The 24,892-nt window shown below is 37.4% G+C and carries 18 protein-coding genes and 1 riboswitch; of the genes, 11 read left to right on the plus strand and 7 right to left on the minus strand.

Annotated elements, in window-relative coordinates:
* Window positions 1-383 precede the first annotated feature (383 nt).
* The 3 genes from D1B32_RS20115 to D1B32_RS20125 all read left to right on the plus strand — a co-directional run bounded on the left by D1B32_RS20115 (window position 384) and on the right by D1B32_RS20125 (window position 6,663).
* Entirely contained in the window at window positions 384-1,847 is a 1,464-nt protein-coding gene (locus D1B32_RS20115; RefSeq protein WP_095307446.1) for a DHA2 family efflux MFS transporter permease subunit, read from the plus strand.
* Between the two features lie 499 nt (window positions 1,848-2,346).
* Window positions 2,347-3,540, plus strand: coding sequence for an exonuclease SbcCD subunit D (locus D1B32_RS20120; protein WP_118890291.1), 1,194 nt, complete (start codon window positions 2,347-2,349; stop codon window positions 3,538-3,540).
* A 30-nt stretch (window positions 3,541-3,570) separates the two neighbouring features.
* Window positions 3,571-6,663, plus strand: coding sequence for an AAA family ATPase (locus D1B32_RS20125; RefSeq protein WP_095307443.1), 3,093 nt, complete (start codon window positions 3,571-3,573; stop codon window positions 6,661-6,663).
* A 121-nt stretch (window positions 6,664-6,784) separates the two neighbouring features.
* Here the strand turns inward: D1B32_RS20125 and metE are convergent, their stop codons facing one another.
* Window positions 6,785-9,076: a 5-methyltetrahydropteroyltriglutamate--homocysteine S-methyltransferase gene (gene metE, locus D1B32_RS20130; protein WP_095307441.1), complete on the minus strand. Its 2,292-nt coding sequence runs from the start codon at window positions 9,074-9,076 to the stop codon at window positions 6,785-6,787.
* A 37-nt stretch (window positions 9,077-9,113) separates the two neighbouring features.
* On the minus strand, window positions 9,114-10,979 hold the full coding sequence (locus tag D1B32_RS20135) for a bifunctional homocysteine S-methyltransferase/methylenetetrahydrofolate reductase (RefSeq protein ID WP_095307438.1): 1,866 nt from the start codon (window positions 10,977-10,979) through the stop codon (window positions 9,114-9,116).
* A gap of 187 nt (window positions 10,980-11,166) precedes the next feature.
* Window positions 11,167-11,272, minus strand: a riboswitch (SAM riboswitch).
* A 237-nt stretch (window positions 11,273-11,509) separates the two neighbouring features.
* Here D1B32_RS20135 and D1B32_RS20140 point away from each other — a divergent pair.
* The 3 genes from D1B32_RS20140 to D1B32_RS20150 all read left to right on the plus strand — a co-directional run bounded on the left by D1B32_RS20140 (window position 11,510) and on the right by D1B32_RS20150 (window position 15,417).
* Window positions 11,510-12,163, plus strand: a complete 654-nt coding sequence (locus D1B32_RS20140) for a reverse transcriptase-like protein (RefSeq protein ID WP_095307437.1) — start codon at window positions 11,510-11,512, stop codon at window positions 12,161-12,163.
* Between the two features lie 194 nt (window positions 12,164-12,357).
* Complete coding sequence (locus D1B32_RS20145) at window positions 12,358-13,524, plus strand: hydroxymethylglutaryl-CoA synthase (protein WP_095307435.1); 1,167 nt, start codon at window positions 12,358-12,360, stop codon at window positions 13,522-13,524.
* A gap of 537 nt (window positions 13,525-14,061) precedes the next feature.
* Window positions 14,062-15,417, plus strand: coding sequence for an MATE family efflux transporter (locus D1B32_RS20150; protein ID WP_095307434.1), 1,356 nt, complete (start codon window positions 14,062-14,064; stop codon window positions 15,415-15,417).
* A gap of 223 nt (window positions 15,418-15,640) precedes the next feature.
* On the opposite strand, the gene D1B32_RS20155 is transcribed toward D1B32_RS20150, so the two are convergent.
* The 3 genes from D1B32_RS20155 to D1B32_RS20165 are packed head-to-tail and all read right to left on the minus strand — an operon-like array spanning window position 15,641 to window position 17,653.
* Window positions 15,641-16,411 carry a hypothetical protein gene (locus tag D1B32_RS20155; RefSeq protein WP_095307432.1) on the minus strand — a complete coding sequence of 257 codons (771 nt, stop codon included), beginning with the start codon at window positions 16,409-16,411 and terminating at the stop codon, window positions 15,641-15,643.
* Window positions 16,404-17,279 carry an ATP-binding cassette domain-containing protein gene (locus D1B32_RS20160; RefSeq protein WP_095307431.1) on the minus strand — a complete coding sequence of 292 codons (876 nt, stop codon included), beginning with the start codon at window positions 17,277-17,279 and terminating at the stop codon, window positions 16,404-16,406. Before D1B32_RS20160 ends, D1B32_RS20155 begins: the two co-directional genes overlap by 8 nt.
* Window positions 17,279-17,653, minus strand: coding sequence for a GntR family transcriptional regulator (locus D1B32_RS20165; protein WP_095307428.1), 375 nt, complete (start codon window positions 17,651-17,653; stop codon window positions 17,279-17,281). Before D1B32_RS20165 ends, D1B32_RS20160 begins: the two co-directional genes overlap by 1 nt.
* A 182-nt stretch (window positions 17,654-17,835) precedes the next feature.
* Here D1B32_RS20165 and D1B32_RS20170 point away from each other — a divergent pair, with 182 nt between their 5' ends.
* Window positions 17,836-18,288, plus strand: a complete 453-nt coding sequence (locus D1B32_RS20170) for a hypothetical protein (protein WP_095307426.1) — start codon at window positions 17,836-17,838, stop codon at window positions 18,286-18,288.
* 40 nt (window positions 18,289-18,328) lie between these two features.
* On the opposite strand, the gene D1B32_RS20175 is transcribed toward D1B32_RS20170, so the two are convergent.
* Window positions 18,329-18,901: a biotin transporter BioY gene (locus D1B32_RS20175; RefSeq protein WP_095307424.1), complete on the minus strand. Its 573-nt coding sequence runs from the start codon at window positions 18,899-18,901 to the stop codon at window positions 18,329-18,331.
* 513 nt (window positions 18,902-19,414) lie between these two features.
* Between D1B32_RS20175 and D1B32_RS20180 the strand changes: the two genes are divergently transcribed.
* Both D1B32_RS20180 and D1B32_RS23900 read left to right on the plus strand, forming a co-directional pair.
* Window positions 19,415-19,693, plus strand: a complete 279-nt coding sequence (locus D1B32_RS20180) for a CD3324 family protein (protein ID WP_095307422.1) — start codon at window positions 19,415-19,417, stop codon at window positions 19,691-19,693.
* Between the two features lie 433 nt (window positions 19,694-20,126).
* Window positions 20,127-20,276, plus strand: a complete 150-nt coding sequence (locus D1B32_RS23900) for a hypothetical protein (protein ID WP_158586301.1) — start codon at window positions 20,127-20,129, stop codon at window positions 20,274-20,276.
* Window positions 20,277-20,434: 158 nt separating this feature from the next.
* Here D1B32_RS23900 and D1B32_RS20185 read toward each other — a convergent pair whose 3' ends face one another.
* Window positions 20,435-21,802 carry a sigma-54 interaction domain-containing protein gene (locus D1B32_RS20185; protein ID WP_095307421.1) on the minus strand — a complete coding sequence of 456 codons (1,368 nt, stop codon included), beginning with the start codon at window positions 21,800-21,802 and terminating at the stop codon, window positions 20,435-20,437.
* Between the two features lie 262 nt (window positions 21,803-22,064).
* Between D1B32_RS20185 and pruA the strand changes: the two genes are divergently transcribed.
* Both pruA and D1B32_RS20195 read left to right on the plus strand, forming a co-directional pair.
* Window positions 22,065-23,612: an L-glutamate gamma-semialdehyde dehydrogenase gene (gene pruA / locus D1B32_RS20190; RefSeq protein ID WP_095307419.1), complete on the plus strand. Its 1,548-nt coding sequence runs from the start codon at window positions 22,065-22,067 to the stop codon at window positions 23,610-23,612.
* 95 nt (window positions 23,613-23,707) lie between these two features.
* Complete coding sequence (locus tag D1B32_RS20195; protein WP_118890293.1) at window positions 23,708-24,715, plus strand: proline dehydrogenase family protein; 1,008 nt, start codon at window positions 23,708-23,710, stop codon at window positions 24,713-24,715.
* Window positions 24,716-24,892: the final 177 nt, after the last annotated feature.

Genomic DNA, 24,892 nt, shown 5'->3' on the forward strand with positions numbered 1-24,892 from the left:
ACGATAAAAATACAAGAGTATGAGAAATGCTTCACAAAATGTTCATGAAGATTTGTAGATTTGGTGGAGATAGGCAAATTTTGGACACGTAGGTATTAAAAATAGTTGCTTTAATTGCAAAAATGTGCTCCATATTTTTGCGGTTAGCTAATGAAAAACTTTCCCACTATTAATGAAGGAAAGTTTTTTTCTAATTTAGCTGTATTTTCATACTAGACTCATAGTCTATTAAAAATTGAATGAATTATGAATCGGTTCATAAACTTGATAAAGACAATAAAAAATTTATTTGTATTATGTGGACTAAAGGTATATGATATGATTTATGTCATTAGAAAAATTCGGGTGATCAATGTATAGTTTAATGTAAGGGAGAAGAATTTATGGAACCATCAATCAATCATAATGACCGGCCAAAGTATGGTATTTTAGCAATACTTATGGTTGGTGCATTTATTTCATTTTTAAATAATACACTGCTAAATGTTGCACTGCCATCTATCATGTTAGACCTTGATGTAAGTACATCTGTCGTCCAGTGGTTAACGACGGGGTATATGTTAATTAATGGTATATTGATTCCAACGACAGCTTTTTTAATTCAAAAATATTCTGTTCGCCGATTGTTCTTAGTTGCAATGGGTCTGTTTTTTTGTGGAACTTTAATTGCAGGTATTGCGCATACATTCCCGATCTTGCTGGCTGCGCGAATGGTTCAGGCATCTGGATCCGCAATTATGATGCCATTATTAATGAATGTTATGTTAATAAGCTTTCCAATCGCTAAACGAGGAACTGCAATGGGAGTCTTCGGTTTGATTTTAATGTTTGCTCCAGCAATTGGACCAACGCTTTCTGGTTGGATTATTGAACACTATGATTGGAGAATGCTATTTCATTTTATAACTCCAATTGCTGCTGTTGTATTTTTGCTCGGCTTTTTTCTATTAAAGGATAAGAAAGAAAAAGTGTTTATTACGTTAGATATTCTTTCTTTAATTTTGTCCAGTATTGGATTCGGAGGATTATTATACGGTTTTAGCTCTGCTGGATCAAAGGGCTGGGATAGCTTACAGGTATATGGAACAATTATCCTTGGGGTTATTGCGCTTATCTGGTTTATCCTTCGTCAATCAAAGCTTGAGAAGCCCATGTTAAATTTCAATGTGTTTAAATATCCCATGTTTACGTTGGCATCCATCATATCGATGGTCGTTAATATTGCAATGTTTTCTGGTTTTCTTTTGTTACCGATCTATGCACAAACGATTCGTGGGATTTCGCCAATGGATACGGGGTTAATGCTATTACCGGGAGCTCTTCTGAATGCATTTATGTCACCAATCACAGGTAGACTGTTTGATAGATATGGCGGGCGAGTACTGGCGCTTGTTGGTTTATCGATTATGACAATTACAACGTATTGCTTTAGTAACTTAACGTTTGAGACAGGTTACATTACGTTAATGGCACTGCATGGAATGCGTATGTTAGGTCTATCCATGGTTATGATGCCGGTATCTACGAACGGCTTAAATCAGTTGCCTGCTGAATATTACCCGCATGGAACAGCGATGAATAATACGCTGAATCAGGTTTCTGGAGCGATTGGAACTGCATTGTTAATAACGATCATGTCAATTCGAGAAAATGTGTATGCAAACCGTTTAACTGAGGCAGTAGTAGGCGGTCCGACTTCGGAGGTGCAGCAACAAATAGCTTTAGAAGCAATGCTAGGTGGAATTAATGATGCATTCTTTATTTCGACCTTTATTATCGCAGTAGCTATAATCCTTGCCAGCTTTTTAAAACGAGCCAAGCAAGGGGATATAAAAATGAGTAAATAGTTTATAACCCTGATACGATTCGTGTATCGGGGTTATTTATTTGTGTTCGTTCTGGCTGTGTCAGAGCATGACTAGTGCATCCGGGAAAGGCAGGAAGTAAATTGAGCAACCGAATCGAATAGGTTTACTCATTAACACAATGGCTGCATGCGAGTCTAAACTCTACTTTTTCAAAAAGTTTTAACTTTAATAGAATTTATTTTAATAGCTAAATTCCACATCAAAACAAAGAATTTAATCGGATAATAGTTTCGAAATTCGCAAATCTACTAAATATAGCTGGTAGAAATATGAATTATGACCAGGCTTCCTAACATTGATTCAATGGAAGAAGAGCAGTATACTCATTATAGATTTAGATTCGATATTTTGTGAAAGGGGCTAAGTTCCTTTTCTCTTATTATAGTAGTAATCAATACTATTAAAACAGAAGAATTTAGTAGTTTTTGATTAAGTGCAAGCAGATTATTTATCTAGTGTACTGGAGAGGGGAGATACAATGAAGTTTTTTCATACTGCGGATTGGCACTTAGGAAAACTTGTCCAGGGAATTTATATGACCGAAGATCAACGTTATGTATTAGAACAACTTATTCAAGCAGTGGAGGAAGAAAAACCAGATGCAGTCATTATCGCAGGTGATTTATATGATCGAGCGGTTCCGCCAATTGAAGCAGTTCACTTATTGGACGAAGTTTTAGAGACAATTGTGCATCGATTAAAAACACCTGTAATCGCGATAGCAGGTAACCATGATAGTCCGAGCAGGTTGAATTTTGGGAGCAGTTTAATGAAACATCATGGTTTTCATATTGTCGGTAATCTGACAAACCATATAGAACCAGTTGTTTTAGAAGACGAATTTGGAGAGGTGCATTTTCATCTCATTCCGTACTGCGACCCAAGTGTGGTAAGGAATGTTTTGGAAGATGAGGATATCCGAACACATGATGACGCAACAAAAAAGATTATCGAACAAATTACCATGCAGATGGATGCCAATGCCCGACATGTTGCTGTTGGTCATGCGTTTGTGACTCCCTATGCGAAAGAAGAAGAAAATACAAGTGATTCGGAGCGGCCGCTTTCAATTGGTGGTGCAGAATATGTTGCTAGTGAACACTATATGCCATTTCATTATACGGCATTAGGGCATTTGCATCAGGCTCATTATGTAATGGATGAGAAAATTCGTTATGCTGGATCGATTTTAAAATACTCTTTATCCGAGGAGCATCATAAAAAAGGATTTCATATTGTCGAGATGGATTCTTTAGGAAATGCCACAGTTGAAAAACGTCTCTTGAAACCGCGGAGAGACATTCGTACCGTTGAAGCATACATAGATGATTTATTAAATCACCCAATAAATCAAGATTATGTTTTTGTTCGGTTATTGGATGAGACTCCGGTATTGTCGCCGATGGAAAAGGTGCGATCTGTCTATCCGAACGCGATGCATGTGGAACGTAAAAACTATTCTGTCACACCTCTTGCGCAGGCAGAAGATCGTTCTATTAATCGAAGCAAGATGAGTGACATGGATCTTTTTCAGGCATTTTATAATGAAGTAAAAGGTAATCGTGCAACAGAAGAAATGGAAGCTATTTTTAAAGAAACATTAGATCAACTTCTAAAGGATGCAAGTGAAACAAAAGTAATACCGAAACAGAAAGCATCTCTAACGAATTAAGGCGATACAGCAGAAAGGAGTAAAAACCAGTTGAAGCCACTAAAGTTAACAATGACGGCATTTGGTCCGTATAAAAATACAGAAACCGTAGATTTTAGAGAGCTGGATAAGACGAATTTATTTGTTATATCTGGTAATACTGGTGCGGGGAAAACAACAATCTTTGATGGCATTGCTTTTGCATTATATGGCAGTGCAAGTGGTTCGGATCGCGAAGATATAAAGGCATTGCGCAGTGATTTTGCCGATGATAATACCCATACAGCTGTAGAATTGGAGTTTTCCTTAAACGGACGTGTGTATCGCATACTCCGGCAGTTAGGTCATGTGAAAAAAGGAAACAAATCAAAAACAGGTGAACGTTATGAGTTCTTTGAAAAAATAGACGACAAAGAGATTCCATGTGTTGATAGACAAATCGTTTCTGAAATAAATAAAAAGGTAGAAGCGATTATAGGATTAACACAAGACCAGTTTAAACAAATTGTTATGCTGCCACAAGGTGAATTCCGTAAACTGCTAACATCGGATACAGAAAATAAAGAAGCTATATTACGAAGGCTCTTTAAAACAGAGCACTATAAACATCTTAGTGAGTTGCTGAAAAATAAGAAAAACACAGTGGAGCAGCAATATAACCAAGTAAGGCAGACGCTTGATCACTATATAACTACGATTTATTCGGTATTGCCAGAACGTGAGGATTCTCTTTTAACTAATGTTTTATCAGCAGAACATTACCATACACAACAAATAGTTGCAGGGCTGGAAGTGGAAGCTGATTATTATCTTAGGCAAATCGAGATTGATGAAAAAGCCTATGATGCAGCGTATCGCAAACACGATGAGAAGCAAAATGCTTTCCATGAAGCACATGCACTAAATGAGCGGTTTGATGAATTGGATGTAAAAGAAAAGCGTCTGAAGCAACAAAAAGAGCAAGTCCCAGTATTCGCTGCAAAAGAAAAACAGTTGGAAGCGGCAGGACGAGCTAGTACGATTGAAATTTATGAAAAGCAGGTCTCGGATTGGCAAAAAGAAGCAGCTGAAAAAAAACGTGTATTAGAAAATGCAGAAGCAGCTAAGAAGCATGCTGATACAAAACTTGAGCAAGCGACATCCTATTATAAGGAAGCGGAAAATAAAAAAGATGTAAGAGAAGAAACTGGAAAAAAACTAGATCGATTAACGGATTATCTACCTATTGTAAAAGATATCGACATGCAAAAGGGTGAATTAGATCAGCTTGTTCGAGAGGGAAAGCTGACTAGAGCTGATTTGGAAAAAATCAGAAAAGAGATTAAAACCAAAAAAGAAGCGGCAGAAAAATGTCAAATTCAAATCAAGCAGCTTGAGGAGGCTGTAAACCAATATCATGATAAGAAGCAGCAACTGCTCGAGATGAGGGAACGTGCAAAGCTGCTGCAAGGTTATATTGATCTATCAAAGCAAAAAGATGAGCTGGAAAAAGCTGTTACACTAAAAAAAGAGCATTTTTCAAAAGCGAAGGAACAGTATCAGCGCCAAGAAGAAGCGTGGATTGCTAATCAAGCAATTGTGTTGGCAAATCATTTGCATGATGGAGAAGCTTGCCCGGTTTGCGGGAGTATCGAACATCCGAATAAAGCGACGATGGAGAAGGACGCCTTTACGAAAGAGCAACTGGAAACATTGAAAAAAGATTTAGACATAAAGGATGATTCATATCGGAATACTTTAGCTGATCTAAAGGCAAAACTATCCCAGTTACAGGAAAAGGAAACAGAAATAAAGAAATGCACGATACCTCTTGAATCTGTTTCGTCCATTTTTGAACAATTAGTAGAAGAAGGGAAAAAGCTAGCGTCTGACGTAACGGAATTGGATAAAAAACGCAGGAAGTTAGAGGAACAAAAAGAGATTCAAGAAAATATAGCTATTGAAATTAAACAATTAGAACCAAAAAGAGATCAGTTTGAAAAAGTATATCAAGATTTGGTAACTTCTTATGAATCGAAAAAAGCAGTTTATGAAGAACGCTTACGTAATATTCCAGATGAAGTGAAGGTACTAACAGAGCTAGAGAAACAATTAAAAGAAACAAGAGAAATGAAAGTAAAGCTAGAGAAAGAGTGGGAACAAGCTCAATCTGGATTGCAAAAGGCGAAAGAAGAGCAGACAAGCGTTACTGCAAATCGAACGCATGCAAAAACACAGCTAAACGAAACGAACAAGAAAAGGCAGCTAGCAGAGAATCAGTTTCATGAAGCAATGCTAAATGCTGGGTTCGAGTCTATTGAAGTATATCGAGAGGCGAAAATGTCTCCGCCAGATCAACAGATATTGAAAAATGAGATTGATCAATTTAAACAAAGTCTATCTACGTTAACTGAACAGGTCGCTGATTTGAAAGAGGTGTTAAAAGAAAAATCAAGAATCGATTTAACGGCCCTCAAGCAGCAACTAGATGAATTAAAACAAGCATACGAGCTTGCTTTAAGTACTTGGAATCGTTCAAAAGATAGCTATCAAGGAGCAATTGATTTGAAGGTTCATATTATGGAAGCGGAGAGCCATGTGAAAGAGCATGAGAAACGGTTAGCTGCAGTATCTGAATTATATGATGTGCTCAGAGGGCAAAACGATCGGAAGATTTCCTTTGAACGCTATTTACAAATCGAATATTTAGAACAAATCATTGATGCAGCCAATATGAGATTGAGAGAGCTATCAAATGGTCAATATTATCTAACGAGAAGTGATCGCCAAGAATCACATGGTAAGCAAAGTGGACTAGCACTGGATGTTTATGATGCGTACACCGGGCAAACCCGCGATGTTAAAACATTATCAGGGGGAGAGAAATTTAATGCATCCCTTGCACTTGCGCTTGGCATGTCTGATGTTATTCAAAGCTTTCAAGGCAATATTTCGATTGATACAATGTTTATCGATGAAGGCTTTGGTTCATTAGATGAAGAGTCGTTAACAAAGGCAATTGACACTTTGGTTGCCCTACAGCAATCAGGTAGAATGATTGGTGTTATATCCCATGTGCAGGAGCTGAAAAGCATGTTCCCTGCAATGCTGGAGGTTAAAAAGATGAAAGAAGGCTATAGCAGGACAAGATTTGTGATGCAGTAATGGTGGATTGCGTTTTATTCAAAATATGTCTAAAAACGAATGAGAAATAGTTGATAAAGCCCCTAAACGCTAATTTGCGTTTAGGGGCTTTTGGATTTGAATGTAATGAATCGGCTGGATGCTATTTTTGAAAAGTCAATTGTTCCTCGCGAATTTCCCTTGCAGCATGGATCATCGCTTTTAATGCTCCAACTGTTTCATCCTCGCTTCTTGTTTTCAATCCACAATCCGGATTGATCCAGAATTGCTCTGTAGGAATCGTTTTTAATGCTCGGCTAATATTTTGTTTGATTTCATTTTTATCTGGAACACGTGGGCTGTGGATATCATAGACACCAAGTCCGATTTCCTTCTCATACGTATTTTCCTCAAAGGCAGATATAATTTCACCATGACTACGTGAGGTTTCAATTGAGATAACATCTGCATCAAGACCGTCAATTGCATCATAGATTTTTTGGAATTCAGAGTAGCACATATGGGTATGAATTTGTGTCTGAACTTGAACAGAAGATGTTGCCAAGCGAAATGCATATACTGCAGCATCTAAATACGCTTTTTGTTTTTTTTCATCTAGTGGAAGCCCTTCACGTAATGCTGGTTCATCAACTTGAATAATTTTAATTCCACTTGTCTCAAGTGCTTTAATTTCTTTTCGTAGAGCGAGAGCGATTTGGTTTTGCACCGTTTCTCTTGGAACGTCGTCATGGACAAAAGACCAATTTAGAATAGTTACTGGACCAGTGAGCATTCCTTTTACAGGTTTGTCTGTTAAGGATTGCGCGAAAATACTTTCCTTTACAGTCATCGCTGTGTCAAACGAAACATCACCAAAAATCAATGGCGGTTTTACGCATCGTGAACCGTAGGATTGGACCCATCCGAATTCTGTCACACCAAAGCCGTTTAACTTTTCTCCAAAGTATTCGACCATATCTGTGCGTTCGAATTCGCCATGTACAAGTACATCTAACCCAATTTTCTCTTGGATATGGATCCATTTTGTTATGTTAGCTCTAATAAATTGTTCATATTCAGCTTCTGTAATTGTTCCCTGACGCCATTTTGTTCTTGTTTTTCTAACTTCCTGGGTTTGTGGCAAGCTGCCAATAGTTGTCGTCGGAAGTAATGGTAATTGCAAGACCTCATGCTGTTTCTTAATTCGTTCAGCGAATGGTAAGGAACGTTGTGCATCCGTAATTCCTAGTGCTTCGACTTCCTTTCGAACAATTTCATTATTTCTGTGTGTAGAATGGTTAAACTGTTCAAGTTCCTTATTATTTCTAGCTAGTTCTTGGACGATTGTCTGTTTCCCAGTTTGTAATCCCTTTGTAAGTGTTACAATTTCATCAAGCTTTTCATTCGCGAAGGACAGACCATTCTTCACATTGGAATCAAGTTGTGCTTCAGATTCTTTCGTGACTGGAACATGTAATAATGATGAGGAAGGCTGGATAATGATTTGCTTATTTTTAACAGCTTGATAGATTGTTTCGAGCAGGTCGGTTTTAGCTTCCAAGTCAGCCTTCCAAACGTTGCGCCCATTGATAATCCCGGCTGCGAGTACTTTATCTTCTGGGAATCCAAATTGTTTAATAAGCTCTAGCGACTCTCCATGGACAAAGTCAAGTCCGATTGCTTGAACAGGAAACTCGATAATTTCTTCGTAGTGAATAATATGCTCGAAATAGGTTTGTAAAATTAGCTTTAATTTAGGTGCTGCATTATGAAATTGCTCATAAACTTGTTTTGCTTTTTGGATAACTTCTTTTGATAGATTAGTTCCTAAAATCGGTTCATCGATTTGTACCCAAGAGACACCGGCTTCCTCTAACTCTTTTAATAGTTGGACATATAAAGGTATAAAGCGTTGCAAGACGTTAGAGAAATCATTTTCTTCGTATCCTTTTGATAATTTTAGGTATGTAATTGGACCTAAAATGATAGGCTTCCCATCGATTCCTAACTTTTCTTTTGCTTCTTTATAGAATTTTAGCGGGAGATTTTCTGTTAACGTTGGTGTCACATTTTCAAGCTCTGGAACGATATAATGATAGTTTGTATTAAACCATTTCGTAAGCTCAGAGGCGACCGCATTTTCTGTACCGCGAGCAATAGCAAAATATGTTTCGAGGTTAATCTTTCCACCATCATAGTTAAAACGATCTGGTACAACACCGAACATAGCGGAAGTATCTAGGACGTGATCGTATAGTGTAAAATCGCCAACCGGTACAAGATCGATACCAATTTCTTTTTGCTTTTTTAAGTTTGCGAATCTAATGGCATCAGTTTCCTCTAAAAGTTCCTTTTCGGATAATTGCTTATTCCAGTATCCTTCCAAGGCGCGCTTCCATTCTCTTTTCTTCCCGATTCTTGGGTAACCTAAGTTTGAGCTAATCACATTTGTCATTTCATTTCCTCCTCATTTGTTTTCATCTTAATTCTTACTATAGGCAGTGCGGGGTTGCTGACAACACCTCCTCGAAGTTACTTTTGGGGACTTTTTCCTGGATATATTCAATAAGACGAATAATCATGTCATAACGTGCGAAAGGTGTAATTAAATAGATACCATGGAAATATCGTAAGGATACATCAATAAGTTCCTTTGCTATTGAAATCCCTTGTTCAATCGATTTGTCTCGATCGTTCGAGACAAAGCGCATTTTATCTCTAACATCGTCATTTAATTTAATTCCTGGTACTTCATTGTGGAGAAATTCAGCATTTCTTGTTGATGTCAGCGGCATAATTCCTATATAAATAGGTGTTTGGATGTGCGCTGTTGCTTCATGCAGCTGTATGATTTGCTCCTTATTGAAGATCGGTTGTGTTAGAAAATAATCGGCACCATAGCTAATCTTTTTTTCCATTCGTTTGACTGCCTTATCAAGATGAGCCACATTTGGATTAAAAGCTGCACCAACTTTGAAAGAAGTTTTCCGTCGTAAGGAATTACCAGAAAAGGAAAGCCCTTTATTAAATTGCTTGATTAGTTTAATTAGATCGAACGATGTTACATCAAAAACAGAAGTGGCACCTGGGAAGTCGCCGATTTTCGTTGGGTCTCCCGTAATTGCCAAAATTTCATGAATCCCTAACGTGTCGAGTCCCATTAAATGGGATTGCAGCCCGATTAAATTACGATCGCGGCAAGTTAAGTGAACGAGAGGTCTTAGCCCAACCTCTTGTTTTATTTTTTCGGCGATCGCAATATTGCTAATTCTTGGTGATGCTAACGAGTTGTCAGCTAATGTAATTGCATCGACACCAGCCTTCTTTAATGCCTTCACGCCTTCCATATATGCGTCTGTTTGCAGATGCTTCGGAGCATCTAGCTCAACGATGATGGAATGTCTTTTCTTTACGATATCGACTAAAGGGGTCTCTTTAGTCGTCTGATTACGTGTTACTTCAATAGGGGAAGGCTTTCTAATAATCTTCTTTTCCGTTAATGGCTTTAAATTACGAACTCCTTGCGCTAATCCTTTGATATGCTCAGGGGTTGTTCCGCAGCAACCGCCAAGCAAGCGAACACCTTCATTGCGAAAATCTTCGGCGCATCGAGTGAAATAGTCAGGTTTATTTTCGTAAACGAGCTTGCCCTCGTGATAAGCTGGCAGACTAGCGTTTGGGTAAGCCGCTAAGAATGTCTTATCTAACAATGGAACATCTTTTAATGATTGCAGCATATGAAATGGACCTAAGTGACAGTTGACGCCAACAATATTACTACCCGTATCTTCTAGACGTTGTAAAGCATCCTTTAGCTGGATACCATTTTCAAGAATACCTGGTACGTGCATGGAGACATTTGTGATAATCGGTATTGTTGTTTCTTCTCGGGCAATTTCTAATACGGTTAATAGCTCATCAAGATTGTAATAGGTTTCTAAAATAAGGCCATCTACACCTTCTAACAGTAAGCAATATAGCTGTTCTCGAAAGCTTCGTTTGATTTCTTCTTTTGTATCATTTAATGCTTGTGCGCCATGTATCCCTCCGATAGTTCCGAGAACAAAAGTGTCTTTTTTAGCAGCCTTTCTAGCAAGTTCCACTGCTTTGGTATTGATTTTTTTAACTTGATCTTCTAAGCCATAACGAGCAAGCTTAATGTAATTTGCTCCGTACGTATTGGTTTGGATTAAATCGGATCCCGCCTCAATATATGATCGATGAATACGGGTAATTTGTTCCTCATGTGTTAAATTCAATTCTTCAAAGCAACGGTCAACGCCGTATGAATACAGCAACGTTCCCATTGCACCGTCACCAATAAGGATCCTTTCTTCAAGAGCACTTAATAAACTCATTTTTCTGTCCTCCTTTATCGTTAAAAGTAGCAATTACCTCATTTCATTTTCTTCACTACCTTTTAATTCACTCCTTTGAAGCTGTCATTAGTGGAAAATTGTATTCGTGGTGATAAGAAAAGGTGGGAAAACATAAAAAGACCCCTTCCGAAAAGAAGAGGTCATGTATGTATTATTCACTTTACTCTTCTTATCTACCAAGCATTAATGCTTGTTGGAATTAGCACAGTACTTAAAAAAGCCTGTTGCCGAGGTATCGTAGGGCCAAATCCCTCCACCTCTCTGGATAAGAAAATAACGAATATTCAGTTGTTAAATCCATTTTGCATAAATTTTATAGTTTTGTCAATTGTTTTATTAAATACATTTTTGTTATTATTAAAACAAATTTGTGGTGTTGCTAAGATATGTGTATTTTTAGGATACAATATAAAATAATATGAATGAGAGGTTCATTCATTAAATGTGTTTTATTCAGATTTTATGTCATTTATTTTGTTTTATATCCAAGTAAAAAGGGGGGTTTATCTTTGCAAGTGAGAATGGAATTAACATATCGTACAAAAAAGGGATTAGAGACGATGCTTAGCTCAGATATGATGCAAGCTGGACAAGCCGTCATCATTGCTGAAGACATGGAGAAAATTGGAAGAATCAAGCAATTAACATTTATTGATAGCAATGATAGAAGCTGGACCTATAAGCAATTAAAGAAATACATGGAAGAAATTAAAACGGAACCGCATGATATAACTGTCTATTTTGATGGTGGATTTGACTTGAAGACAGATAAAGCAGGTCTTGGCTGTGCCATTTACTATGAGCAAAATGAAAAGGCCTATCGGATAAGAAAAAATGCTTTGGTGGAAGGCCTTATAAATAATAATGAAGCAGAATATGCGGCGCTTCATTTAGGATTAACTGAATTAGAGCTATTAGGTGTGCACCACTTACCAGTAACATTTGTTGGAGATTCAAAGGTTGTCATTCATCAGTTGGATGGGGAATGGCCATGCTATGAAAAGGAGCTAGCAGCATGGATTAATCGGATTGAACAAAAGTTAGAACAGCTTGGAATTGCCCCAACTTATAAAGATGTGTCCCGGAAAATGAACCGTGAGGCTGATCAATTAGCAACACAGGCCCTACAAGAGATTGAAATTATGAGTCATCGTGAGCGCTGATAGATAATCAATCATACAGACAAATTAGCTAATCCGGTAGTTTAGAAAACCTTTCCATCTAACTTCAAATGAGTTGTTTTTCGTAATACATTATATTATCATTTAACTGTTGTTTAATTTAAAAAATAATAGTTGTGCACTATTTCACGAAGCAGTACAGTATAAAATTTTGGTAGTTGTAAAGGAGCAGGGCATTGAATATAGGGATTGATAAGATTGGTTTTTATACACCGCATTTATATGTAGATATGAACAAATTAGCTGTTGCAAGAGACATAGAGCCGGAAAAGTTCACCGTTGGAATTGGACAGGAAAAAATGGCGATTCCGCCAATTACACAAGACCCGGTTACATTGGCTGCGAATGCTGCACTTGGGATTTTAAACGAGGCAGATAAAGAGAAAATTGATTTTGTTATTTTTGGTACCGAATCAGGTATTGATAACTCGAAGTCCGCAGGGGTCTATGTACATAATTTACTTGGGTTAAATCCCCATGCACGTACTGTTGAAATGAAGCAGGCATGCTACGGTGCAACTGCTGGAATTCAATTGGCAAAAGGGCATATTGCATTAAATCCGGAAAGCAAGGTATTGGTAATAGGTTCTGATATCGCGAGGTACGGTCTAAATACCCCCGGTGAATCCACACAAGGTGCAGGAGCAGTTGCGATGGTAATTAGTGCAAATCCAAGAATCATGGTCCTTGAAGAGCATAGTGCTTATTTTACAAATGACATTATGGATTTCTGGAGACCGATTTACTCTGACAAAGCGTTTGTTGATGGAAAGTTTTCCAATGAGCAATACATATACTTCTTTTCGAAGGTTTGGGAGCAGTATAAAGAAAAATCAGGTCTTGAATTGAAAGATTTTGAGGCAATTTGTTACCACTTGCCATATACAAAGATGGGATTAAAGGCGTTACGTACGATTTTAGATGAAGGTACAGAGGAAGACAACGAAAGATTGGTTGCGAATTATCAAGTAAGTACGCAATATAATCGAAACGTTGGAAACATCTACACGGGATCTTTATACTTAAGCTTGTTATCGCTTCTTGAACTTAACGAGGGATTAGAAGCCGGATCAAGGGTTGGTTTATACAGCTATGGTTCAGGCGCTGTTGGAGAATTTTTTACTGGGATTCTACAGTCCGATTATCGTGAGCATCTTCACATCAATGATCATAAACATTTATTTGATTCAAGAATGGAAGTAACTGTTCCCGAATATGAAAAACTATTTGAGGAGACCCTACCAGTTGATGGTTCGACATTAGAGCTTGATATTACAAAGGATACTGCTGCAATTTGCCTAAGTGGAGTAGAAGATAATAAGCGTTTGTATGTAAGGAAGTAGGAATTCAGTATACTAGAAACTTCTAGATTATATACAAACACGTTATCATAAAAAATTGAAATTAGCTTAATTTTATGTTAGAATATTCTAATAGTACATTTTGAGATAATATTCACTTCTTCCTAGGGAAATATACTAGTGAAACAAATTTATAGCAGATGAGGCTGTCTTGGAAGGTCGCGATTTTGCGATTTCTCAGACGGTCTTTTTTAATGCAAATACTGCATTCTTTTATGGGTTTTGGAATACATTTAGCATTAATGTGCTAATACCCCGCAGCAAAGCGTTTCACATTACAGAGGGAGATTTCTAGTTAATGTGCACTATCATTATTAAATTGGTTGAAAATTATGTTGGCAGATAGAAAAATATAAAATTTTCAATCTGCATAAGTGCAATTAAGGCATTGGCTTAAAGGCTTGCACTCCGATGTATAGAGGCTTCTAAGAAAGCAAAGAACACTATCTTAAGAATTCCTTTAACAAATGCCAAGTTTTCTAATGACTGAAATTTAGCGTGAAGGAGAAATGAGCAAAATTGAGTGTTGAAAAAAATAAGTACCAGGACCAGTCGCTGTTTAACCTTACATGGCCACTGTTTATTGAAATATCTCTTCATATGAGCGTGGGTATTATTGCTACATTAATCTTGAGTGGATACTCTGATAATGCTGTTGCGGGTGTTGGTGTTGCAAACCAGATAATGAACATATTTATTTTGGTATTTAACGTAACAGCGATTGGAGCAACCATTCTAATCGGTCAGAATTTAGGTGCTAACCAGATTAAAGAGGCTCGTACCATTGCAAGATCCGCTTTCGGACTTAACTTTTGGATTGGTATTGGTATGACGATTATTGTTGCTATATTTGGAGGGATCTTTCTAAACTTTTATGGGCTAAGTGGGGAAGTCTATGGTTACGCGCATACTTATTTAGTTGTTACTGGCTTATCTCTTTGTCTTGAAGCAGTCGCTTTGGCTTTAAGTGCAGTTTTACGCAGTTATGGACATACGAGAGAGACAATGTTTGTAACGATCGTGATGAATGTGATTAGCATCATCGGTTTCCTCATAGCGATTAATGGTTTGTTTGGAATTCCGGTGACAGGAGTTGTTGGAGTCTCCATTTCAATAATTGTTGCAAGGTTATTTTTAGTATTTGCGCTATTATTTTTCGTTTATAAACGCCTTGCGATTCGATACAGAATCAATGATATTTTAAAGATCGACAAGACGAACACAAAAAATTTAATGGGTATTGGAATTCCGTCTGCGGGAGAACAGTTATCTTATCAACTGTCGCAAGTCGTGATAACGAGCTTTGTAGCAATAGTTGGGGATGCAGCTTTAGCAGCTAGGGTGTATATTTTAAATATTTCAATGTTCTGTTTCATGTTTACCATGGCAATTTCACAAGGGACACAAATATTAGTTGCTCGTTATATAGGGGCAAAACAGTATAAAAGAACATTAAAGCGAGGGTTAAAAACACTTCGGATTGCCTTTTTCGTTTCAGTAGTTATTTCCTTTATTATTGCATTTACTGGGGAAAGTCTTCTTGGGTTATTTACAGAGGATCCAATGATTATTGCTGTTGCACTTCCAGTATTATGGGCAATCGTATTTATAGAACCAGGTCGTGCGGTGAATATGGTCTTGATGGGTTCATTAAAATCAGTAGGGGATGTTCGGTTCCCTGTAATTATAGGGATCATTTCTATGTGGGGACTTGCGGTAGTCCTAAGTTATGTGTTTGGGATTTCTCTTGGACTAGGACTTTTGGGAGTCTGGCTAGCTCAAGGTGTAGATGAATGGGTACGTGGAATATTTGCCTTTAGACGTTGGAAATCACAGCCTTGGCTAAGGAAGAAAGTGAGGAAAGATCCTGCCTAAGTATTTTGAAGTAAAAAGGCCGCTGCTGTTGAAAGCATCGGCCTTTTTTATATTTATCACGTATTAACGGGCTGTAATTCCCCACCTCTAAGCAGAAGAGAACCAAAACATGATAGGTTGGGGGATAGTCCTGTTAATATTATGTTCAAGGACCTGTGGATTTTCTATACAGTCCTAACATTCAGTAGGGAGGAAGAGAATCCCCACTGAATGAAGTTTCACTCTATATTTTTAATGCAGCACGTTTCGTTAACAGACGAATAAGTATAATTGTTATAAGTATTGTAACGAATACGATCGGCCATGCCAAGCCATTTGGAACAATATCTAATGCTGAGAAGTTTTCGAATAGCGGTATATCTAGCACTAATCGTATCATGGAGTCCTTAACTGCGATGATTGCAATTGCCACAGCAATAAATAATATACCGAAAAGAACGTTTATGCGATAAAATGCAGCACTAATCAGCCAGCCAACAAGATAAAATACGAATAGATGTAGGCTGAATAAGCCAAGTGATAGAAAAATATTAGATTCCGGACTAATAAATGGTGTTAGTAGGAACGATAAAAGAACCTCACCAATAATATTACCGTCAATATCGATAACAATATCCTCTAACGTACGGTCTGCTAATGCAATCTGAGAAAAATTAGTAACAATTAATTTTTCTACCAAGCTAATCAGATAGGTGAGAATCGGAATAACGATAGATAAGCCAAAACTTGCAATCACATTTCCAAGGAAATAATCTTTACGTGTTATACCATGTTCTACATAATAGGGCAGAAAATTTATGGCAATAATACCGATGACGAACATATAAATATTACCTGCTACATAGCTGGCACTGTAGAATGTATCTAGGTGTTCGCTTAAGAAAATTTTACCGATATTAATGATGAGGTGAATACCGAGTGCCCAAAACGTCCAAGTAAGCTGTACCCAAAATAAATCCAAGGAAACTTTAGGGAAAAGACTAGGTCTATTCATGTTCATCATCCTCCTTTGTAAGCTGGATAAATAGATCTTGGAGTGATACGGGACCAATTGTAAGCCCTAATTCTGAAGCAGCTAATCGATCGGCTTCATTCATTTCACCGTAAATCGTTACAGATTTTGTGTCTCCTAATTGCTCCTCGTTAAGTATTTCTTTGTTTGCAGCAAATCTGGCCACAGCATCCTTGCCTCCGACTACAGTTACACCACGAGAAACGATTGCATCGTAGGGTTCTTGGAGAAGTATTCTTCCTTCATGAATAATCATTACCTCATCAAATAAATAATCCATTTCTGAGACAAGATGGGTAGACAGAATGATAATTCGTGGATGCAATTCTTGATCCTTTAATAGTTCTTTATAAAATAAATCGCGAGCTGGTGCATCCATTCCAAGATATACTTCATCAAATATCGTAATTGGTGACCTGTTCGCTAATCCAACAACGACATTAAATGCAGATTGCTTACCTTTTGATAGTTTGGCTACTGATTTATTACCTTCTAATTTGAATTTTCTTATTAGTTTCATCGCGTATTCTAAATCAAAATGTGGACGGTAGCGCCCAAGATATTTGACGATAGTTGATGGGGAATCTGTTTCACCAGTAAAATCCTTATTGTACATAAATGTTACATCTTGCATAATCTGAGCATTTTCAAATGGGGCGACACCATTAATTCGTAAATCGCCAGAAGTAGCTTCGCGGAATGATCCAATAATGGATAGGAGCGATGTTTTACCTGCACCATTTCTTCCAAGCAGTCCATAGATTTTTGGTTCGTGTATCTCAAAATTCATGTCATGGAGTACCGGGTCACGTCCATATGCAAGCTGCAGATTGGTAGCTTTAATATGCATTACTTTCCACTTCCTTTCACTTTTTTAATATAGGTGAGGATGTCCTCTGTCGTAATTTCTAATTTATTGGCTTCTTGAACAAGTGTGACGATATAGTCCTCCATAAATGATTTACGTCGTTTTTCAAGCAGTTTGTCTCTTGCTCCTTCAGCTACAAACATACCGATACCTCTTTTCTTAAATAGTATTTCTTCGTCTACAAGCTGGTTTATTCCTTTAGAAACTGTCGCATGGTTGATTTTATAGTAATGAACGAGCTGATTTGTAGAAGGTGCCTGGTCATTCGCTTTCAACTGCTGATTGATAATCTGATCTTCAATTTGTTCTCGTACTTGTATATAAATTGGTTTATCTTCATCAAAATTACGTTTCATTGGCTACCCTCCTTTTTGGTTATCTTCTATTATGGTTATATACTTATGTGTATAACCATAACAGGTGGAATTTATACTGTCAATAAATTTTTGATAAAATGGGTGAAAAGGTATAATGAGTTGGGAGTCTTACTTTGTAATCAATAAAGGAAAAGCAGAAATACATACAGGAGGTAATGGAAATGGTGAACAAGATTTCGTTAATGGATGCTTACATAATTGAAACACTCCGAAAAAACGGTGTGTCTAATCAGGAAATTATGCAACAGGTAGAAAGAAAAGATATGGAAGGCTTTCGTACTTATCATGCAAGCTTTGATTTTAATGAATTGATTCAGCTTGAAGAAAGGCTAGGGACAGCGGAGTTTCAAAAGATTTTAATTGAAGGGTATTCCATAAAATTTGTTACATTCAATGGTCTGAAAAATTTATTGCAACTGAAATTTGATAAACTCGAAGATCGTGATTATGAGTTAAAAGATGATGGTTTTTGTCAGTTGAGAATAAGTGAGGAGCAGGCGAAGCAGCTTGAAGAAATGATTTCAGGAAATTGGACTACTGAGCTTGTGAGGAATGAAAATAATTGTCTATTAATAAATGTTTATCTCGCTAAAAGTCTAATTGGAGATCTGTAAAGCGAAGGAGGGACGAACATTGGCGTCCCTCGACATCCATTTAAGAAGCAATCTCTCTTTGCGTACCATTAATCAGCTTCGCTTGAATTAATCGTTGTCGTACAATGATACCAATCAAGCTTGCTAGATATGCTTTGATGAAACCGACGATAAGAAATGGATACACTCCAGCTGTTAAAGCTGCATTCCAGCCTAAATCTAAAACAATTTTTAGTTGGATTGTACCAAATACCAGTGTAACAAACATCCCCGCAATATTGGCAATCAAGGCCATACGAACCGTAAACCTAGTTTTTTCTAAAATTAACCCGGTGATATAGGCGGCTGCAATGAAGCCGAAAATGTAACCACCTGATGGACCTACTAATACTTGTGGTCCGCCACTAAAACCTGCAAAAACAGGAATTCCGACTGCGCCAATGGCTGCATAGCATAACATTGCTAGAGCACCCTGACGACTGCCTAAAACAGTAGCGGCAATTCCGACAGCTAGAGTTTGTCCACTTATCGGAATTAATGGCAGTGGGATTTCGATTTGCGCTAAAATTGCTGTTATTGCTGCGAAAATCGAACAATTGAGTAGAATTCTAAGTCTCTTGCTTTTTTCATTCATCATACAAAGCTCCTTATTCAAATTAAATTTTTAGAAGGCTTATTTGGCTGGTTAATTATCTTACTATTTGGATTATACGTCGAAGGAAGTTTTATTGTCAACCTAAATTATAATTAGTTGACAATGATGAAATAATCTTAGTTTGCAAATGCAGGCAAGGATAAAACAATTATAATTATTCTTTCTCTTGAGAGCAGTAGGGTAGGTATGCGTTAATTAAGATGTCGGACCGATAGACTCTTGTGAAAGGAGGCTGATTATATTGATTACAAATGCAGAGGTGATTTCCGCATAGCGGGAATCTCTACCTGGGGCCGTGTCGTGCGGCCCCATTTATTTGGAGTTTTCATTCAGAAAATTAGCATCTTTCCATAATTGGAAAGATCGTTTATACTTTTCAGTAGAGTAGTATGTCATTATAAATAAAATTCAAGGAAAGGAGTAGGTGTGAGATGAGCATCATACAATTCGATTTTGATATAGATGTACAGGTTAACAAGGAGGACGTAAATCGTGCAATACAAAAATGCAAAAGAGGTCCTTCCCCCTAGTTTGCTGAAAGAAATGCAGAAATATATTCAGGGTGACTTGATTTATATCCCAAAAGCAAAAAGTGAGCGGGCAGGCTGGGGAGAAGTGAGTGGATCGCGAGCGTTAATCGCAAAACGGAATGAAGAAATTTTCCAATTATACAATAATGGAAAAACATTGGAAGAATTAGAACGGAAGTTTCATTTGTCAATTGACAGCATTCGAAAAATCATTTATAAAGTGCGGAATAATCATGATTGAGTGCTTATCATATATGTTATAAAAGCGTGAAGCTGCTAAATGGAGCTTCACGCTTTTTCGGGTTCAAATAATTTAGCGCCGGTTGAAGAGTTGTATAAAACGATTATAATTATTTTTTCACTTGTTTGTACAGCCCTATCCATGCGTTAATAAGTATGTAGCAATTGATTTTTAAGAAAGGAGGTAACAGGGATGTTAACTAAATTAAATGAGGTGGCTCTCGTATAATTGAGACCCTAAACAAATGATTTTACTCTACCGTAAGAAGCTTCCTCTGCCAGGTTATATAGAACATATTTTCAGACCTAAGATGTAGAGGTTCTGAAGCTACGGTAGGAAATAATTGTTACCGAATTTCAGGCCCTGAGCCGACGACCAGAAGTCTTCCCAGTTGTATGATGAAATAGAATCAACAATAAGGGAGGAAGCAATCGTGCAAATGGACATTGCTATTTATAAAAGTATTGCGTATGACCGAATGGAAAAAATAAAAAATGAAACCTATGGGAATCGAACATTTAATAAAAGTTATCAAATAGATTGGAAAATGAGCATTGCGATGCTATTGAACGTATTTGGATAATAGTGGGAAGACTGGTTAACAGTGAACGGAAGAGAAATTCGATATTGAGAAATAATACGCCGGAATAAAGAAAATGCCACAATGAGTGAATAAACACGCTGTGGCATTTTTGTAATTTACACGATAAAATGAAGTCTGTTTTATAGATAACTAATCCTTTAAATCCCATATTTTTTTATTTTATTATACAGTGTCATACGGGATATACCCAATTTCTTCGCGGTAAGCGCTTTGTTTCCATTCGTTTGCCTCAGCATTTCTTCAATACGTTGCCTTTCCATCGCTGCTTTTTCTTGCGGCAGTAAATGGCTCGTCACTAATTCTTTACGGTTTTGTTGAATTGTAGGATTAGGAAAGTAATCTAATATATCCTGTTTTGTAATAAATGGTTTTTCAGAAAGAATTATAATGCGTTCCATAAAGTTTCGAAGTTCACGAACATTTCCTGGCCAGTCGTATTCGAGTAAAATGTGAATTGCGTCCTGTTCAATTTCTGGGGTCGGAACTTGATGCTGGATAGCGAATTGTTTAAGAAATAATTGCGTCAGCTCAGGGATATCATCAATCCGCTCTCGGAGCGGGGGCATGGTCAGTTGAATGACGTTTAATCGGTAAAATAAATCTGATCTGAATTCCTTTTCTTCCATAAGCACTCCTAGATTTTGATTTGTTGCTGCGACAAATCGTACATCTACTTTCCTGCCAGTAGAATCGCCAATTCGATAAATCCGGTTTTCCTGAAGCACCCGAAGCAGCTTAACTTGCATTTCTAATGGGAGCTCTCCAACCTCATCGAGAAACAAAGTCCCACCATGTGCCATTTCAATTTTTCCTGCTTTTCCATTCTTCTCTGCACCTGTAAATGATCCACCTTCATAGCCTAATAGCTCACTTTCAAATAATGCACTTGGGATAGCTCCACAGTTCACTGGAACAAAGGGTCCACTCTTTCGATCGCTTGCTTCGTGAATGGCTCTTGCGCATATTTCTTTTCCGGTTCCACTTTCGCCAAGAATGAGTGTTGTGGCATTTGTTTTTGCAGCTTTTCTAGCAATTTGAATCGTCTGTTGAAGGGAAAAGCTCCTTCCTTTTAATTTTGAAAATGGTGTTTCCTCATGGTTCATATTCACTCTCTGCCTAAGTTCATTTAGCTCTGCAGCTGTTGTTTCCAAATTGTTATTTAACTTTACAATTTGCGTGATATCTCTTTCAATGGACGCAGCGCCCACTAACTCCTGCTTTTCATTATATATTGGAGCAGCGTTTATTACGACATGCTTATCTTTACGCGGCTGATGATACGTGTTTTTAACTGGTTCCTGTGATGCAAGCACCTGTAACACAATTAAATCATCACTGTGAAAAAAGTTGGTAATTGGTTGGTGAAGGATAGCGGATTGTTCAATATTATACGTTTGAACAGCAGCAGCATTCCAAAAATGAACTTGTTGATCGGTATCAATAATTGTAATTGCATCATCTTCTAAAGAAAGAATTGTATTAAGGTAGAACTTTTCATGAGCCATCAAATCACTCCATACAATTTCTAGTGTAAAGAATATTGTATATATTTTTTACACTTATGTAAACAGAGTGTACAACGATGCCTGGCCATTTTTATACATGTTTCAACATAAACAATAAAAAAAACCTTATCACTGTAAGCGTTTTCGTTGAAATGGTAAAAAAAATAAAAAGTTGGCATGAAATTTGCTTGTTCATTGATGAGGCAGGAAATAAAACTATTATTCTAGCTGAATTCTTATTAATTTTAAGGAGGTATATTCAATGGTTTTGCCATTTAAACACGAGCCATTTACAGATTTTAAAGATGATCAAAATCGACAACAGTTTCAAGAAGCACTTGAGCAGGTTAAGGGTGAGTTAGGAAAAGAATATCCACTCGTAATTGATGGAGAGAAAATATTTACAGAAGACAAGCTTGTTTCAATAAACCCTGGCAATAAAGAACAAATTATCGGGAAAGTGTCAAAAGCAACGAAGAATCATGTTGAGCAGGCTATGGAGAGTGCACAGCGTGCCTTTAAAACTTGGAAAACCTGGTCAGTACAGGAGCGAGCCGATCTATTATTCCGAGCAGCAGCAATTGTACGCAGACGCAAGCATGAATTCTCCGCATGGCTAGTACTCGATGCTGGAAAGCCCTGGGATCAGGCTGATGGAGATACTGCTGAAGGAATCGACTTCTTAGAATATTATGGTCGTCAAATGATTGAGCTAGGAAAAGGAAAGCCGTTAGCAGATCGTCCAAATGAGCATAACGCGTATTTTTACCAACCAATGGGACCTGGTGTTGTTATCCCACCATGGAACTTTGCTTTTGCGATTGTATGCGGGACCGTGGCAGCACCGATTGTAGCTGGAAATCCAGTGCTGTTAAAGCCATCGGAAAACACGCCAGTTATTGCTTATAAACTAGTCGAAGTGTTAGAGGAAGCTGGTTTGCCAAGAGGAGTATTGAACTTTGTACCAGGAGATCCAGCAGAAATTGGTGACTACCTTGTAGACCATAAAGAAACACATTTTATTAACTTTACTGGATCTCGTGCAACTGGAACAAGAATTTATGAACGTGCCGCCAAAGTACAGGAAGGACAACAATTTCTAAAGCGTGTCATTGCTGAGATGGGTGGAAAAGACACAATTATTGTGGATAAAGATGCGGATTTAGATTTGGCTGCGGATGCGATTGTTAACTCTGCATTTGGTTTCTCTGGACAGAAATGTTCTGCTTGCTCGAGAGCTGTAATTCACCAAGATGTGTATGATGAAGTACTTGAAAAATCGATTGCTCTTACGAAGAAGCTGTCGGTTGGAAACCCAACTGAAGAAAATGTCTATATGGGTGCCGTCGTGAATCAAAAGCAGTTTGATAAAATTAAAGATTACATTGAAATTGGAAAAGCAGAGGGCGAGCTTGCGTATGGTGGCAAAACCGATGACTCCACTGGTTTCTTTATTCATCCAACGATTTTCAAAGATGTAGATCCAAGCGCTAGAATCATGCAGGAGGAAATTTTCGGACCGGTTGTAGCCTTTGCCAAAGCTCAAGATTTTGATGAAATGCTGGAAATCGCGAACAACACAGAATATGGCTTAACTGGTGCAGTTATTTCAAATAACCGTGAGCATTTAAACCGAGCACGTTATGATTTCCATGTTGGAAATCTTTATTTCAATCGTGGCTGTACAGCTGCCATTGTTGGATACCAGCCATTTGGCGGTTTTAAGATGTCAGGCACTGATTCCAAAGCAGGTGGACCAGATTACTTGCAGCATTTTCTAGAAGCTAAAATTGTATCAGAAACATTTTAATGGATGGTTTTGCGGCAGGTGAAAGGCTTGCCGCAAAATTAACGTTCAGGCTAGAGCTTAACTTAGAACAAGTAACTTTTAAAGGAGCGGCAGCTATGGGAAATCTAACAAGAGATTTTTTTATTAGTTTATCAAACAATAAAATTTTAAATGCAAATGCAAAAAAATGGGGATTTCGGCTTGGGGCAGAAAAGTTTGTTGCAGGAATCGATATTGATAGTGTAGTAGAGACAGTAAAAGAAATAAATGCTCATGGAATATCCTGTACATTAGATAATTTAGGGGAATTCGTGTATGAGATAGAAGAAGCGGCTTTTGCTAAAGCTGAAATTTTAAGTGTGTTAGATAAAATTCACGAAGAAAATTTAGATTGTCATGTTTCCTTGAAATTAACCCAGATCGGTCTTGATATTGATCGGGAATACTGCATAAAGAACATGGTTGAGATTTTGGAGAAAGCTGGATCCTATAATATCTTTATCAATATCGATATGGAAAAATATATACATTATGAAAAGACACTCGAGATTCTAGAAGTATTACGACAAAAATTTGATAATATCGGAACCGTAATACAGACGTATTTATATCGAGCAGAGGACGATCTAAAACAGCTTCAGGATGTTCGCATTCGTATGGTGAAAGGTGCATACAAAGAAAGCGAAGCGGTAGCTTTTCAATCAAAGGAAGATATTGATGCCAATTTTATTAAGCTTGCGAAGGGGCGCTTACTAGGTGATGCTTTTACTTCAATTGCTACGCATGACCATCGAATCATCAATGAAATGAAAGCGTTTGTAAAGGAGAATAATATACGTAAGGATAAGTTTGAGTTTCAAATGCTTTATGGATTTCGTACAGAAATGCATAGTGAGCTGAGGCAAGAAGGCTATAAATTTTGCACATATATTCCTTTTGGGACGGATTGGTTCGGCTATTTCATGCGCCGCTTAGCAGAGCGACCGCAAAATCTGAATCTCGTAATGAAGGATGTCTTTTATACGAAAGAAAATAAACTGAAAAAATCACCAATTATTACTGGGGCAGCAGCTTTCTCGTTGTTTGTATTATGGAGAAAGAAGCGAAATAAAAAGCTAGTATAGCAGAAAGATTTGATGCAAGTACGAGCAAAATTTTTTACTTGCATACCAATTTAACTCTATGTTTTTTTATTAAAAATTGGTTTTATCCACGTTTTTATGCGATAATTCTAAAAAACTAATTCAGTTAAACCGCGTTATAAAAATTTTAAAATTGAAAAATGCTCAATCAAAGGGGGA

The sequence above is a fragment of the Oceanobacillus profundus genome, from assembly GCF_003515705.1.
Classification (GTDB): domain Bacteria; phylum Bacillota; class Bacilli; order Bacillales; family Amphibacillaceae; genus Oceanobacillus; species Oceanobacillus profundus.